The organism is Streptomyces globisporus C-1027 (assembly GCF_000261345.2).
Lineage (GTDB): Bacteria > Actinomycetota > Actinomycetes > Streptomycetales > Streptomycetaceae > Streptomyces > Streptomyces pakalii.
The window spans coordinates 85,308-100,322 of sequence record NZ_CP013738.1 but is presented as its reverse complement, the minus strand read 5'-3'; the positions used below and the strand labels follow the sequence as shown (position 1 = coordinate 100,322).

At 68.5% G+C, this 15,015-nt stretch carries 14 protein-coding genes; 10 read left to right on the top strand and 4 right to left on the bottom strand.

Translation table 11 applies throughout. From position 1 onward, the window contains the following. Positions 1 to 315 precede the first annotated feature (315 nt). Positions 316 to 975 carry a hypothetical protein gene (locus WQO_RS00425; protein ID WP_237274082.1) on the top strand — a complete coding sequence of 220 codons (660 nt, stop codon included), beginning with the start codon at positions 316 to 318 and terminating at the stop codon, positions 973 to 975. 450 nt (positions 976 to 1,425) lie between these two features. Here the strand turns inward: WQO_RS00425 and WQO_RS00415 are convergent, their stop codons facing one another. Next, complete coding sequence (locus WQO_RS00415; protein ID WP_079055498.1) at positions 1,426 to 1,743, bottom strand: STAS domain-containing protein; 318 nt, start codon at positions 1,741 to 1,743, stop codon at positions 1,426 to 1,428. Positions 1,744 to 2,059: 316 nt separating this feature from the next. After that, positions 2,060 to 2,488: an ATP-binding protein gene (locus WQO_RS00410; protein WP_079055626.1), complete on the bottom strand. Its 429-nt coding sequence runs from the start codon at positions 2,486 to 2,488 to the stop codon at positions 2,060 to 2,062. Positions 2,489 to 2,979: 491 nt separating this feature from the next. Here WQO_RS00410 and WQO_RS00405 point away from each other — a divergent pair, with 491 nt between their 5' ends. Next, entirely contained in the window at positions 2,980 to 3,480 is a 501-nt protein-coding gene (locus tag WQO_RS00405; RefSeq protein ID WP_010063813.1) for a cupin domain-containing protein, read from the top strand. A gap of 400 nt (positions 3,481 to 3,880) precedes the next feature. Next, the gene (locus WQO_RS00400; RefSeq protein WP_237274081.1) at positions 3,881 to 4,528 is read left to right on the top strand and encodes a nucleoside deaminase; all 648 of its coding nucleotides are present in this window, start codon (positions 3,881 to 3,883) and stop codon (positions 4,526 to 4,528) included. Between the two features lie 273 nt (positions 4,529 to 4,801). Here the strand turns inward: WQO_RS00400 and WQO_RS00395 are convergent, their stop codons facing one another. Next, complete coding sequence (locus WQO_RS00395) at positions 4,802 to 5,062, bottom strand: putative transcriptional regulator (protein WP_010063815.1); 261 nt, start codon at positions 5,060 to 5,062, stop codon at positions 4,802 to 4,804. A gap of 96 nt (positions 5,063 to 5,158) precedes the next feature. Between WQO_RS00395 and WQO_RS00390 the strand changes: the two genes are divergently transcribed. From WQO_RS00390 to WQO_RS00375, 4 genes are all read left to right on the top strand, one after another. Further along, positions 5,159 to 5,569 (top strand): DoxX family protein, encoded by a 411-nt coding sequence (locus WQO_RS00390; protein WP_010063816.1) that lies wholly within the window; start codon positions 5,159 to 5,161, stop codon positions 5,567 to 5,569. 461 nt (positions 5,570 to 6,030) lie between these two features. Continuing rightward, positions 6,031 to 6,747, top strand: coding sequence for a hypothetical protein (locus WQO_RS36520; RefSeq protein WP_193407152.1), 717 nt, complete (start codon positions 6,031 to 6,033; stop codon positions 6,745 to 6,747). A 449-nt stretch (positions 6,748 to 7,196) separates the two neighbouring features. Next, positions 7,197 to 8,675 (top strand): MFS transporter, encoded by a 1,479-nt coding sequence (locus tag WQO_RS00380; protein ID WP_010063819.1) that lies wholly within the window; start codon positions 7,197 to 7,199, stop codon positions 8,673 to 8,675. Positions 8,676 to 9,107: 432 nt separating this feature from the next. Then, positions 9,108 to 9,548 carry an aromatic acid exporter family protein gene (locus tag WQO_RS00375; RefSeq protein WP_148660108.1) on the top strand — a complete coding sequence of 147 codons (441 nt, stop codon included), beginning with the start codon at positions 9,108 to 9,110 and terminating at the stop codon, positions 9,546 to 9,548. A 409-nt stretch (positions 9,549 to 9,957) separates the two neighbouring features. Here WQO_RS00375 and WQO_RS00370 read toward each other — a convergent pair whose 3' ends face one another. After that, on the bottom strand, positions 9,958 to 11,703 hold the full coding sequence (locus WQO_RS00370) for an endo-1,4-beta-xylanase (protein WP_010063822.1): 1,746 nt from the start codon (positions 11,701 to 11,703) through the stop codon (positions 9,958 to 9,960). A gap of 772 nt (positions 11,704 to 12,475) precedes the next feature. On the opposite strand from WQO_RS00370, the gene WQO_RS00365 reads away from it, so the two are divergent. The 3 genes from WQO_RS00365 (at position 12,476) to WQO_RS00355 (ending at position 14,061) form a co-directional block, all read left to right on the top strand. Next, positions 12,476 to 12,700: a hypothetical protein gene (locus tag WQO_RS00365; protein ID WP_010063823.1), complete on the top strand. Its 225-nt coding sequence runs from the start codon at positions 12,476 to 12,478 to the stop codon at positions 12,698 to 12,700. A gap of 11 nt (positions 12,701 to 12,711) precedes the next feature. Then, positions 12,712 to 12,927: a hypothetical protein gene (locus WQO_RS00360; protein WP_010063824.1), complete on the top strand. Its 216-nt coding sequence runs from the start codon at positions 12,712 to 12,714 to the stop codon at positions 12,925 to 12,927. 480 nt (positions 12,928 to 13,407) lie between these two features. After that, positions 13,408 to 14,061: an HNH endonuclease family protein gene (locus WQO_RS00355; protein ID WP_010063825.1), complete on the top strand. Its 654-nt coding sequence runs from the start codon at positions 13,408 to 13,410 to the stop codon at positions 14,059 to 14,061. The last annotated feature ends 954 nt before the right edge of the window (positions 14,062 to 15,015 follow it).

Genomic DNA, 15,015 nt, shown 5'->3' with positions numbered 1-15,015 from the left:
TCCGACTGCCGAGCGGACGACGCCGAGCTCGCCCTGCTTCTCGACCAGGCTGGAAAGGCGGTCACCTTCACGCGCTGATACGTCGACTGGCTGTGCAAGGCGGAGGCCACCGCACACCAACCATCGACGAACGGCTGACGCTGGGCACTGGGGCGCGCGGCGCTGCGCCGTCGACAGACTGAGTGTTCTCGTCGGCGATACGGGCCCGCTGCAACGCTCAGTCACCCCGTCTGTGACTCAGCGCTCTGCTCGGCCGGTCGGATACGGACTCAGTACCTGGCGGAGCCGGTCTACGGCGTCCCGTACGGTCGGCCTGTGATGATCAGAACAGGCGATCCCCGGAGACTCGGCGTCCCTTCCTCCGAGGCACGGTTGCACTTCGACACGGAACCGCAGGAGCTCGGCGTCGGGCCGCGGCGCCGCTTGCTCATCGTCGACGACGAGCCTGCTTTCGAGCTCAGCTTCTACTGCGGAACGTGCCCGCTCCTGTTCCGCCGGCTGGAAACCTCACGGGAGAAGCTGTCGCTGGAGAGTATGCAGGCACGGCTCCGCGGGCCACTGGACGATCCGGATGACGGTGGCGTGGTCGAGGCGTTCGGCGGACTGCTGTCGGAGGGCGAGTACCTTCCCCTGCTCCTGGACGTGGAACCCCGCCTGGTCATCCCGGGCAAGGAGGGCGACTACTTCAGCGTCGAGCAGGTCACGGCGTGGGGAATCGATCAGTTCTGGGGGCTCCCGGAGTACCCGCACACGCCGTACTACCGGACCTTCGAGACCGCGGTCGATGCGGACGCCCACCTCTACGAGTTCGTCGTGCCCATGGTTCCCCCACGTGGAACGAGAGAGAACGGGTCGAGGAGTACGTCGCGCTCATGGAGCGGGGAACGGCCCCCACGGCGGTGGCGATCTCCACGCTGGACGTATGCCAGTCCGCCCTCGGCCTGGCAGAAGACCCAGCCGCGCACTGGGGCCTGACCCACTTCCTCCTCGACGGCCACCACAAACTGGAGGCCGCAGCCACGGCCGGCAGGCGGGTGCGGCTCCTCTCCCTGCTGACCCTGGGGGAGAGCTTGGCCGGAGCGGAAGAGGCCGCCCGCCTGCCCGCCTTGCGCGCGCAACCCCGCTCGGCCCGAGCGACCGAATAGTCTGCCCGAGATGTCCCGCCTGCGCCGAGCCGGGCGCCTCCTTTACCGCGCTCACGTGACGAGGGTGGTGGCCATGCCGCAGCTCGGTCACCGCCTCCGGTCCTTCAGATTCACGCTTGGGCTCGCCCCGACGAGCTTCGCGGTGTGCCGGGAAACAGGCGGCTCTGGGAGAACCACGTTCCTGCGCGCCCCCTCCGCGCACAACGTTCTCGCGGTGCAGTTCTCCTAGCCCCGCCGAGGCGCGCAAGGACGCGCCCCGGCGAGGGCTATCAGGAGTGGATCATGCGTTCTGGGCCTCGTCGACGGTCGGGTAGACGCGGAGGAAGGCATCCGCGCCGACGACGGCGAGGAGGCGCTCCATTGTCTCGGAGGGTGCGGCGATGCGCAGGTTGGTGCGGTGGTGAGTGGCGATGAGGAGCCTGAGGAACATGGAGTCGGCGAAGGTGATACCGCTGGCGTCGAGGATCACGCCGGTGCTGTTGGCCAGCGCTGTTTCGATCTGCGCTTCGAGCGGTGGGAGCGAGTCCAGATCGAATTCGCCGCGGGGTGCCACGACGGCAAGTGGCCGGCTGCTCTGTCTGTGTTCGGGGGTCGACATGGAGGTGAGTATTCCCTGTCGTGGGGTGGTGTCAGGTGCCAGGGGCATACCCGTCGTCGCGTGAGGCTGGAGGGATGTCGTGCCCGACAGCTCGGCTGGGCATCGGTTGGGCATCGGTCAGGGTGGAAAGATGGGCACGGGGCCGGTGGCGGGCACCGGTGTTTTCAGGCGGTGCTGGAGGACACGTAGAAGTCCGGACCCTGGAGGACGGCTTCCAGGACGAGAGGATCAGCAGGCCTTGGCGTGCGGTGCCCTGCCCGAACGCAACAGAGCGACCTGCGTCGGCTTTCGCCGCCGGGGCGGGCCCCCGGAGTTCCTACCAGGCGGTCTGGCCCGAAGGGCTTCTGTCGGCGTCGTCGTGCAGGGCGATCTGCACGGACACGCGCTTGCCGACAGGTTCACGGCGGAGCTCGAAGCTCTGACAGACCGCGAGAACGAGCTCCAGCCCGTGCTGACCGACCCGGGTCGGATCAGCAGGCGAAGGGGAGGAAAGAACGGCGCCGGAGTCCCACATCGTGATGCCCAGCATGGTGCCGTCGGATTCGACATCGAGCAGACACGGACCCGGAGCGTACTTGCAGACGTTCGTGGCGAGCTCGCTGACCACCAGCTGCGCGATATCCGTCGCCCGCCCGGAAACCGTCCATGCGTGCACTGACTGACCGGTGGAGAGGAAGTCCCGTACGAAGCCGCGCGCACGAGCGATATCACGTGAGGTCATCTCGTACGCAGCGCTGCTTCGCATGACGGCCGTGGTGACCTCCTCCGCCCATCTCCGGTCTACACCCGCGTGAGCTGTCAGTTGGTGCATGTGTCCCCCGTTCTCGTCGACCACAACCGTGGCCGATAACCCCTGATACCCGCTCCTGCACATTTCAAGCCACCTGCATTGCCCTTACCCAACACGTCGAGCAGCGAGCTTTCGGGGTCGACAGTCTCAACATGCTCGTACGAGCCAGCCGGGCCGGAGACTCCCTGGCGAGTGAGGCCCGGTCTGCCAGGAACAAGGGGAGGACCACGGCTGAACGAGGCGCCGAGGGGCCACTCCGCGGTGTACCGCGCCGCTGCTCGGTCTCTTCCAGTTCTCCGGGACAGACCTCTGCGTTGCCCGTAGCCTCGGTGGTGTGAAAACCCGGACATTCCCCGCACCCCCGCCTTCGCCCGCACGCCCGCCGCCACCTGAGGACGACCGCGCAGTCGAGTCCTCCTCCGGACGGCCGTCCGGAGGAGGACCGCATGATCACCGCTGAGTATTGGATCGAGGCGCTCGGCCTGGAGGAGCACGTGGAGGGCGGGTACTTCCGCCGGACGTTCCAGGCCGATCACCGCCCGCGCATCTCCACCCCGGCGGGTGACCGGTACACCCTGACGTCGATCCACTACCTGCTGACGCGCGGGTCGCCCGTAGGCCACTGGCATCTCAACCAGTCGGACATCCTGCACTTTCACCACCACGGCGAAGCGATCACGTATCACCTCCTGTATCCCGACGGCCGCCACCACACCGCCGTGCTGGGCCAGGACCCTCACCGGGGCCAGCGCCTCACGCTCGCCGTCCCCGGTGGAGTCTGGAAGGCGTCCCACCTCACTCAGGGCGACCACGGACTGATCAGCGAAGCTGTGGCACCCGGATTCGACTACGCCGACATGACGCTCGGCCAGGAAGCCGACCTCTTGGAGAGCTTTCCCGAACAGGCAGAACTGATCCGCCGCTACTGCCGACCTGCCGCGCTGTGACTGTCCCGGCGGCGGCATTGCCTGAGGGCATGGGGAGAGGGCCGGACCACGATGCATGGCTCAGCAGGACGGGCCCCTCACCGCACACCTCGCCCGTCTCGCCCCCCGGGGGGGGCGTCGCCGGAGCACTTATGCTCCTGTTCCGCCCTCCAGTGCTCTCTGCCGCCGTCTCACCGCCCACCGCTTCTCCGTCCCAGTGCGTCGGTGGAATGGGCGGCGGCCGCGGCACCCGCTGTTGGCTTCGTTCCCTTCTGGCAGCAGTGTTTGTCCGTGGATGTGAACAGCAGACAGTGGCTGAGGGGCCGGGGACTGATCACGGGAAACGGCTCTGGCTCGACTTTTGTGGAGGGCCCGCTCCTGTGCGGAATGCGGCATCCGGCGATGTGAGATGTTTGCTGATGTGGGGAACTTCGATGCGGAGTGGGCAGCGACGCCCGAGGCGGTGCGACGCTGCTTGGCGTTGGCGTACGAGGCACTGGTAGCCGGCGTGCTGGCGGTGGGATCCGTACTCACTGATCCCACCGGCACGGTGCGGGCCGAAGGGCGTAACCATGCCTATGACGACGGCCCCGGAGAAGGCCCGCTGCGGGGTACGCCGCTTGCGCATGCCGAGATGAACGCTCTGGGCGCGGCACGAACCGAGTGGGATCTCAGCGCCCTCACCCTGTGGAGCACGCAGGAACCCTGCTCCATGTGCCCGGCTGCGGCGGCCTTCACCGGCGTAGGAACGGTGCGGAACCTGGCCCCGGACCCCTGGGCACTGGCCAGCGGGAACGATGGTTCCTCGGGGGTGGCGGGGATGGACCATCAGCCTTGGCTGGTGGCGGCCAACCTCATGTTCCTGCGGAGTGTTTCGGCAGCCGTACAAGGGGCGGAGGAACCGGCGACTATCACTCGCTGTCGAGAGCTGGAGCCGGAAACGGTCGGCCTGCAGGACGCCTTGCCGCCGGGTCTGCCTGCGGCGCGGAATGCCGAAGCGTGGCTGGAGGGCCTGTGGCACGCCATCGGTGACGCCGCGGCCACCCGCCGACTGAGGATGGAAGGCTGAGGTGCCCGTCCACCGCGGGTCTGCCGACACAACCAGCGGGTCAGCGAGACCCTCGTGATGTGGGTACGAGTGGGAGTGACGCACCACCACAGAAGCTGAGCCAGAACCATTTCTCGGCGGAATTCGGTGGCTTGGGCCTTGGGGCGATCCGGGCATGAGGACAGTGGTGGACGTGGCTCAGCTACATGGCTCCGGGCTCTGGCTGTTCATTGGTGGTGTGATCGGTGCAGGTCTCGGTCGGCGGCGCTTCGACGGGAAAGAGGATCGGGCTGATCAGGTACTGCGTGCGGTCGGGTGATGGTTCGTTGGCCAGGTGGGGGGGGCGATCGCCTCGCGCATGCCGTCGATCATGCCGTGCAGTTCTCCAGGGTTGAGCCGGACGGCATGCTGCCGGTAGCCGACGAGGTCGGCTACCGGGTCGGCCGAGTCGCGGTCGAGGTACGCGCTGAATTCGGCAGTCAGGACCGCTAGCGCGGCGGCGAACGCGCTGCGATGGTCGTCGGGCGTCGGGAGCCGCCGCGGAGGTGGGTTCATGAATGTCTCCCGGAGACCGATGAGTTCGGGGGGACGGCGGTCGTCTATATCTGTGACCGCGCACCGCGGCCCGACGCCACTCAGAAGGATCCACCCATGACCTCCACCGCGCTCTCCGCCGCCACCGCACCCGTCGTCTCCCGCCGCGCGGACCGCGCCCTGTGGGGACTGCAGATCCTGCTCGCCCTGTTCTACGGCGTCGCCAGCGCCGCCCCGAAGCTCGTGGCACACTCCTCGGCCACCGTCACCTTCGACGCGATCGGCTGGGGAGGCTGGCTTATGTACTTCACCGGCATACTGGAACTGGCCGGTGCCGTCGGCCTGCTGGTCCCGCGCTTGTCGGCGCTCGCAGCCCTTGGCCTGGTCGGCGTGATGCTCGGCGCCGAGGTGTTCACCTGGGCCTTCCTGGACGGCGTCAACTGGGCCACCCCGCTGATCGCCGCCGCCCTCCTCGGTGCCGTCGCGTACGGCCGACGCCACACCCTGACCGTCCCGCGCCGCCGCTGACCGTACCCGAAGAGCACGAAGAGCAGGAGAACGCGCCGTGACCGTCCCGCAAGACCCGCCCGCCCCAGCAGTCGGCCCTGCCGCTCGCGTAGCTGCGGCGCACGTGGTGGAAGGCGAGCGCGATCCTTACCTCCGCCGCCGATATCACCAGCTCCTTCCTCGAGCACGCCCGCCCCGCAGCCGTGGCGATCCGGGTCCGGGTCGCCGCTGTGGTCGACATCGCTGGCGGGCGTCGACGTCACCGCGACCGTCTTCGTGATGAACGACGGCGGGCGCTTCCATCGACGGCACCTGCTCGCCGAAGTCCGCCGCCACCCCGCCCTGGTCCTGCGCGGTCGCCGCCGAGACCCTGGCCTGGACGACCAGGACGTGTCCGCTGCCATCTCCACCCACAGCCTGGACATCAGCAAGCCGAAGACCGTACGCGGCCGGGAGGCCGGCTACCGCTTCTGCACCGCCGGGTGGGCCCTGTCCGACCTCCCCGCCCGCCGCCGCACGCCCGCTGTGCCCGATCCGGACCGGCGACCTCCGGCCGATCCCAGCGAGCCGGCCGGACCCGGCCCCCGGGTCAGGATGCGGGGGAGTGGGAGATCCCCCGCATCCCGCTCCAGTACGACCGTGCCGTCCTCGCCGGTGCGGCGGTCCGCGAGCAGCTGCGCACCACCACGACCGCCACGGTCGTGCGGGGCCGGGCGTACGACGTCGTCGCCCACCAGCAGGCGGCGATGCCTGAGCAGCTGCTCGCGTCCGAACCGGCCGACCCGGAGCACGACGACCACGAGCAGAAGCCCGGCCGCCGCGGGGCGCTGGACCTGACGGCGCTGCGGGCCCTGCGGGACTCCCGCACGGACGTCGAAGCCCTCGATCTCACCGCCGAACGCCTGCGCCACCTCCAGGACGTGTACACCGAAGCGGGCGAGGCCGCCCGCACCCGCGCAGTTCGCGCGGCCCGGCGCCCCACACCGAACGATGCCGACGCGGCGCACCCGATGCGCCAGCACGACCAGCACCCACCACAGCAGCCCGGACCGCACCGGGGCCGGAAGGGTGGACCCGATGGCCTCCGCCCGGTGGGCTCCACCGTGCCCGACATCCACTCCACTGGGTGGAATCCACTCCGGCTGGAGCGGATGCCGCCGTCCCCCAGCCTTCCACCCGGGCGTTTCTCCTCGGTCTGAGCTCAGGCCGAGGAGAAACGCACCGCTTTCGCCGTGCACCCCGCGTCGGGGTCGGACCGATGAAGAGGCTGGGCTCCGCGCGTCTTTGCTTGTCGAAGCGTGGGAAGCCCCCACCGTGCTAAGTAAATCTGTTTGTGTCCCTGACTGGCTGACGTACTGTGTCGCAGGTCATGTGCGGCGAGGGCCCCGCCGCACCAATCGGCGCGTTCGGCGTCGATGCGTACTGCGTGCCCGACGGGGAGGAGGTGGGAAACATGGACTGGAACTGCACAACAAGTGTTGCGGCCATAGTTGCCCCCGGCCGTGTGCCCCCGTTTGGCGCGCGGTAGAACTCTCCCCTTGGCGGCGCCTGATGTTGGTGGCCGCGTTTCTCGCGATCCTCTGTGTCGCATCCCGGGGTGTAGGACCGTGCGTCTGCTCCTACACCTCCGACACGGAATGTGATCGCTGTGACCAAGAAGTCCTCCCCCGGGGGCACCGTGCCCACGCCGGTCTCCCACACCGCCGTCAACGCGGCCGAGTTGCCCGATCCGAAGCGGTGGTGGGCTCTCGCCGTCATCGCGGCCGCCCAGCTCATGGTGATTCTCGACGGCACGATCGTGAACATTGCCCTGCCGTCCGTCCAGGATGGACTGGGCATGTCGGACGCGAGCCGGCAGTGGGTGATCACCGCATACTCCCTGGCTTTCGGCGGTCTGCTCCTGCTCGGCGGGCGGGTCGTCGATCTGGTCGGCCGCAAACGCACCTTCATGATCGGCCTGGTCGGGTTTGCCGCCGCCTCTGCGCTCGGCGGCGCGGCCGACGGCCCCAGCACGCTGTTCGCGGCGCGGGCCCTGCAGGGAGCCTGTGCGGCGCTCCTGGCCCCCTCCGCGCTGTCACTGCTGACAACGACGTTCACCGACCCCGCCGAGAGGGGCAAGGCGTTCGGGATCTACGGTGCGCTCGCCGGTGGCGGCAGCGCCATCGGGCTGCTGGTGGGCGGCCTGCTCACCGAGTACGCGACCTGGCGCTGGTGCCTTTACGTCAACGTCCCCGTCGCGCTGGCCGCCCTCGGCGGTGCGCTGGCCCTCCTCCAGGACAGCCCCGGCCGGCGGGGGGTGCGCCTCGACGTCTCCGGCGCGCTGCTCGCCTCCGGCGGTCTTGTCGCGATCGTGTACGGCTCCAGCGAAGCCGAATCAGCAGGCTGGGCCGACCCGTTGGTTCTGACCCTGTTCGCAGTCGGCGTGGCCCTGCTCGCCGTCTTCGTGTGGTGCCAGTCCCGCGCCGAGCATCCGATGCTGCCGCTGCACATCCTCATGGACAGAACCCGTGCGGCGGCGCTCGCGACGATGGGCCTGGCCACCGTCGCCATGTTCGGCGCGTTCCTGTTCCTGACCTACTACCTCCAGACCATCCTCGACTACTCACCCGTAAGGACGGGACTGGCGTTCCTGCCGATGTCCGTCACGATCGTCATCGGCGCGACGCAGATCGCCGCCCGGCTCCTGCCCCACACCGCCCCCCGCAACTTGATGGCCCCCGGCATGTTCCTCGCGGCCGTCGGCATGCTGCTCCTGACCCGCCTGAGTATGAACTCCACCTACACCACCGGGGTGCTGCCGGCGCTGGTGCTGCTCGGGCTGGGCATGGGGCTGACCTTCATGCCCGTCTATGCGACGGCGACCGCCGGGGTCGCCCCGAAGGACGCCGGCGTGGCATCCGCGACCGTTTCCACCTTCCAGCAGATCGGCGGCTCCCTGGGCATCGTGCTGCTGAACACGATCGCGTCGTCCGCCGCCACCCGCTACATCGAGGCCCACCCGTCCCGGAGCCGGGACCTGGAGGAGGGGATGGTGCACGGTTTTACCGTCGCGGCGTGGTGGTCGGCGGGCGTCCTGCTCCTTGCAGCGCTGGCTGCAGCGATGGCCAAGACTCCTGAGAAACCCTGACGAAGCGATCGGGGCCGCTGGGCCACTCCGGACCGAACGGTGATTCGGGGCATCCCGTTCGCGCTCCGCTCCGGGATCGCCGGGGAGAACCTGCCGCTGGAACTCGGTGTCGGCTTCGGCATGACCTGCTGAAGCCGTTGACCAGGCGGTCCCGGAGCCTGGCAGCATGGAGTGAACATCCCGCCAGCGCGGTGCGGATCCACCGAGGACGCGGTTGGCGGAGAGCTGCTGGACAAGGTTGGGCGCCTCCGCTCCTTCGGCGGCTGACGACGGGTCGGGCCCCAGGTCGTCGTCAGCCGCCCGGTCTGTGCGGTGGTGGTCAGTAGTCGCCGCGGTTGAGGGACGGCCGTACTCCTCGATGAGGTCGCAGGTGCACGTCCCGCCTTCGTAGGAGGCCCTGTCGCATTCGTCATGGTTGGCCATGACAGGACCATGGCCGCGATGCTGCTCACCTCGCCGTTCATGATGCTGCTCGGAACTACCGGCGCTTCGGAAGCCAGGGCATACGGAGCCACCGCAGCGCTCTTCGTCATCACCGGTCCGGTATCCAGCACGTGCACGGTGGGAGCCCGGCTCCTGGAGACGCTGATCGGCGCGGTCATCGGTCTTGTGGTCAACGCGTTCTTTCTTCCGACCGTGCACCTGTGCAGTGTGCGTGACCGCCTCGTCCGCCTCGTGCAGGAGACGGCCGATGTGCTCGGCGCGATGGCGGAAGGACTGGACACCGAGGGCGGGTTGAAGCAGTCGGAGGGCTGGGATCACGCGGCCGGGAACCTCACGGCTTCGCTGCAGAACGTGAGCGAGGCCCGGCGCTGGGCTATGGAGGGGTCGCGGTGGAACCCTGGGGGCCGGCTGCGCCGCACGGGCCCGTAACCTCCGGCGTTCGCCGAGGTCGGAGACGTCACCATCAAGTTGGCCGGCAAGCTGGTGACCTGCTACCTGTTTGCCTTCCGGGACCACACTCGGCGAGCCCACCTCCGCTCGCGCGGAGAGCACCCGATGGGACGGTTGCCGCCCATCGGCCGACGCGGCTCACCTCCGCTCGAGCGGAGGTGAGCTGATCTGCGGGCAGAGGGTCACGTCGTTGACGTAGTCCTCTCCACGCCTGCGGGGACGGCCTCGCCCGAGATCACACCTGAGGGCTGTTCTGTAGTCCTGGTGGATCAGCGTGCGCGTCAGATGCGATGCATCGTAAGGCCGTAGGGGCGTTCGCGTACTGGATGATCCCGGGCGCGGAGAACGCGGTGAGGTGCCTGAGCTGTCGTGGTGCGCCCGCCAGGGGTTACGGGGCACTCCGAAGGGCTTCGAGCAGGCGCTCGTACGCCCGCTTCGGCCGCAGGTCCGTGTCCCATGGCAGGGAATCGGCGGGGCGTGGGGGGTAGATCTTGGTGTCGGCGGTGGAGCCGTACCGGTCGGTGAATCCCCAGGTGGAGAATGATGTGCAGTTCGGCTCCTCCAGGCAGACTCGCAGCTTGCCTGCCATCTCGTCAGCCTGGGTCTCTCGGCCGTCCTTCTCGTCCTCAGCTATGGGGACGTCCATCTCCGACACCCTTGCCTGAAGCCCGAGTTCCGCCAGATCCTGGACATGGCTGCGGAAGGTCTCCGGGGCGGTGCGGTCGCCGGGTGTGTACTCATGGTTCTGGAAACCGACGCCGTCGATCGGTACGCCGCGTTCTTTGAGCCGTTTGATCAGATCGTAGAGGGCGTCCCATCGCTCGCCTTCCTCCTCGACCCCGTATTCGTTGAGAAAGAGCTGTGCCTTCGGGTCGGCCCGGTGGGCGGCCCTGAAGGCCTCGTCGATGTACTCCTCGCCCATGGCCTCGTACCACGGGCTCTGCTCGGATCGCAGGCCGAGGTTTCCGTTGGTGTAGCTCTTCTCGTCGTCGGACATGGGCTCGTTGACCACATCCCATTCTGCGACTTGTCCTTTGAAGTGCCCGGCGACGGTGGCGATGTGCCGGAGCATGGTCCGGCGTACCTCTTCGGGGTCGTCGTTCTCCCGCATCCAGTTGGGCAGAGCCTCGTGCCAGACGAGGGTGTGCGCGTGAAGCTTCATGTTGTTTGCGCGGGCGAAGCGTACGAGTAGGTCCGCGTCGCGGAAGTCGTAGACGCCGCGGCGTGGGTGGAGGAACTGTGGCTTGAATGCGTTCTCCGGGGTGAGCATGGAGAACTGGCTTCCCGCGAGTGCCCGGTAACGTGAGTCGGTGAGCAGCGGGTTCTCGGCCAGGGCGGTGCCGACGTCGAAGGGTCGTTCCACACTTGCGGCCCGGGCACGCAGTGTGTCGTCGGACTGCTTCTGGCGTAGCTGGGGGGCTTTGATCACGCGGAGCGAGTCACCGCTCTCTGGCCGCGCGATCAGTTGGGTCAGGTGCCATCCCTCGCGGCGTTCGTCTTCGCCCGTGTCCGCCTCGAGACCGAACCAGACAGTGCCCTCGGCGAACACCCCCGGGTCATGTACGGTTCCCAGCTGCCGTCCGTCGGCTTTTATGCGGAATGTGTCTCCGATGCTCGAAACGGCGAGCGTCACCGTTCCGGAGCAGCCGCAGTCGAAGTCCTTCGAGGTGGTCGGCTCATCGCCGTCGCCGTCCCATATCTGCGCCCTCACCTGTCCGTCGGCGGTCACGCCGACGCGGAGTGAGGGGCGCTCCTGCCGCCATTCGTCGTAGATGACCGGTACGCGTCCGTACAGCCGCAGCCATGAGTCGCCGGCATCGTCACCCACGCCGGACATGCGCGCGGTGACGGTGAAGTCGCCATCGGACCTGAGATGCGGGCCGGCCAGGTTCAGTGGGGGGTTGGGCTGGCCGCCGGAGGAGTCCTGCTCCACGATGCGCCGATCCGATGCGCTGACCCGCAGCACGCCGTTCCGCGCGGTGGTGCCCGGCATCTGCGTCCAGTCGTGATTCCGCAGCAGCTCTTCGTCGTTTGCGCTGCCCGCGCTTTCGCCCTGCCCCGTACACCCGGCCGCCACCGCCATGACGAGCAGCACGGCGCTCAGTCGGCGCCACGCCTCCCCACCCAGGCCCACGGTTCCCCCACTCTCCTGTTCGAGACGAGGTCAGCGTCTCGAAGCCGGGCCATAGTTCATCACGGATCAGGTGTGGCTGCCTTGTGGTGCACGTCCCAGCTCGCGCCGAGGGCGAGGAGCAGCTCGACGCCGTGCTCGGTGTTCGGCGCCGCGGGGTGGTCCTTGGTGATCGTTGGTGAGGCGCCTCTCCGCCTCGGGGGCTTCGTTCGCGCGGAGGGCTCGCAGTCGGTCAGACGCGCATGCGGACGGTTCGGCGCACCTCCGCGTCGGCGGGGAGGACGGGTGGCCATGGCCGCTGCCGAGAAGGCCGGAACACCGCCGCGTCGGCGAGAGCACGCTTCCTGGCCTGCGGGTCCAAGGGGCTCTGTCCTTGGTGCTGAAGGTGGTGGGCTGGCGACGCATGCGCTGGCCATGAGCCTTCACGCCTTCGCGGTCCGCGGCCTCGATACCCGCCCGTTGCCGGGGCCGTGTCAGCTTCGCGAGGCGCGTGTGGCTCCCTGGCCTGCCCTGAGCGGTCAGGACCTTTCGTCGTGCTGGTGCCGTCGGCGAGAGTTCGACGGACTGCTGCTGCGCTGGTGAACCGGCTGACGTCAGGGGTGTGTGAGGGCGTCGAGCTGGGCGGCGAGGTCAGGGCGGGCTGCGGCCAGGTGGGGGCCAAGGGGGAGCGAAACGCTGCGCACGTCGACGCGGCTGAGGCACTCTTTGGCGACATTGCCGGTCGATTCCGTATCAACTCGGGGGACTCACGAAGATCCGTATCATCGCCGCTGCCGTGATTCTCGCGGCCTGTCTCAGTGCATGTGGCGAGGCAGACGACGCACCACTCGACGACTCTGCAGCCGTCGAGGAGATCGACACCTCCGAAGATGACACCGTCATCGAGGAATCCGAGTCGGAGTTCGAGGAGGGCGAAGCCGTCCCCGAGACCACTGAACGCCTCCGAAGCGTGGACATCACCGACGACCTCGTCCAGCACCCGCCGAGGTCGGCCAGGTAAACAACTACGGGGTGAGCATCGAGCAGCCGATGACGGAGTTCGAGAAGCAGGGTCTCGCGATCGGGCAGATGATGAACTGCCAAGACGTGAACGCAGGGGACCGCACCTACGAGGAACTGATGCAGGAAGACATGAGCACAGGCGCCACGTGGGAGCAGGTCAGCGAGATGTACGGCTTCCTGGAGGAGTCCTTCTGTCCGCACGTGCTGCCGGAGCCCGCCCAGTAGGCGCGTGTTTCGGTCACAGCTCTACCCCTGTGGCCGGATCAGGTGCATCGTTGCCCTTGTGAGACGCCTCCTGCCAGGGCGAGGTTTCCACTCTCAGGCTCTGCCCGTCGGACCCCCAGCCGGGCTGGGCCTGCCGCTCCTCCCGGCTCCCCACGGGAGGCCAAGCGGCTGCCCGCGTTCAGGGTTGGGGAGTTTTCCGGGCATGATCGGCACGACTTTCACGTCGGTGTGGCCGCCAGCTCCGAGTCCGGTCTTCCGACTGTTGGCGCTGCCCTTGTCGTAGGCGACGGGGGATGCGCGGGCTTTGCCGGTGCTGTCGGTCCAGGTGAGGGCAAAGTCCTGCATGGTGATCGGGATGGGGGTCATCTTCGCTGTCGGGTCTGACAACGGCGTTGACGTCCTGTACGACTTCCCACCCGGCAGGGTGAAGAGGCTGCGGTTCGGTGCTGGTTGGCGCTGGCCGGCCGGTACCAAGGCTGCGTGATCAAGAAGACCGTGCGGGGCCTCGCTGCTGCCGCTCTCACCCTCTTGCCTCTGTTCTCCGCTGCGTCGGCCCAGGCCGCCGAGCCTCTCTCCCTCGCTGACGCCGTCCAGCAGCTGCCGCTGGCCGACGAGTCCCGCGAGGGCTACCAGCGCACCTCGTTCAAGCACTGGGTCGACGCCGACAAGGACACTTGTAATACCCGCATGGAGGTTTTGATCGCCGAGTCCCGTGTGGAGCCGACGGTCGAAGGCGCCTGCAAGGTGATCGGCGGCGAGTGGTACTCGTACTACGACGGGTTCACGCTGACGGAGCCGGGCGGCCTGGACATCGACTACATGGTGCCGTTGGCCGAGGCCTGGGATTCGGGCGCCTCTGCCTGGTCGGCGGACCGACGCGAGGCCTATGCGAACGACCTGGACGCCGACCGGTCGCTGGTGGCGGTGACCGCAAGGTCGATCCGCAGCAAGTCCGACCAGGACCCGGCCACGTGGCTGCCGCCGCTGGCTGACGGCCGCTGCACCTACGCCGCGGACTGGGTGTCGACGAAGCTCCGCTGGGGGCTGAACGTGGACCAGCCGGAGGCCGACGCCCTGGCCGAGCTGGCCGAAGGATGCGGCCAGGAAACCGTGGAGTACGAGCCCGTCGCCTGACCTGCTGTCCACGCCCTCCTTCGGTCTGGCTGGGGGAGGGCGGTTGCGTTCGGGGCTCTGCTACCGCGTGCGGGTGACGGTGAGTGTGCCGTGCCTGCCGGAGCCGGCGAGTACCTCGACCGCGGTGAGCGCGTCGCCGGTGCGCCCAGAGAGAACGGGGTCGAGCCGTGCGAACAGCCGGATGGGTCCACCCGGCTGTTCATGGGGTAGCTGGCCGTCCCCTTCTTGCAGGCGATCATCCCTTCGACGCCTTGCTCCTGGAGCCGGTCGTACCAGGCGACGGCGGCGTCTCGGCCGTCGGGGGTGGGCACGGCTTGGATGGGTGGTCCGAGTTTGCCGATGAGGTCGACAAGCAGCTGCCGTCGCTGGGTGTAGGGGAGTCCTGGTGCTCTCCGCGCGAGCGGAGGTGAGCCGCAGGCCCCGCGCAAGCAGTTCACGATCGGGGAGTGCTCTCCACGCCCGCGGGGATGGTCCCGGCGAAGCCCCCGACGTCATGAGACCCGGGTCTTCTCATTTGCTTGGTTCTCAGCGCGGCCAGGCGGTCGGGGTGCTCGGTGGCAGCGGGATCTCGGCCAGTCGCAATCACTGCTCCTGGCCGTTCTGGTCCGGTAGGCCGAACCGCGCATCCTGAGCGTCGTCCGACTTGTACGGGGCGTCGCCGACAGCGCGCAGGAGAGCACGGAGACGGGGGTGCGGGGCCTGCTTGCTCGGCTGCGGACGCCCTCGGACCTTAGGGCGGCCAGAATCAGGGAGGCGGTGTCCGCGCCTACGCGTGGACGGGCAGTCGCTTCTGGGTGCTCCACGATGGGCGCCAGGAACCAGGGGCGGCTGGGCCAAGGTGGTCTTCAGCCCTGAACTCCCCAGAGCTGGACCGCCCCGGGGCTGCCGGATGCCTATCCCTCTCGCGTTGAGGTCGCACAGCCCCCACCGCGGGAGGTCTTCTGCTGCTGATCC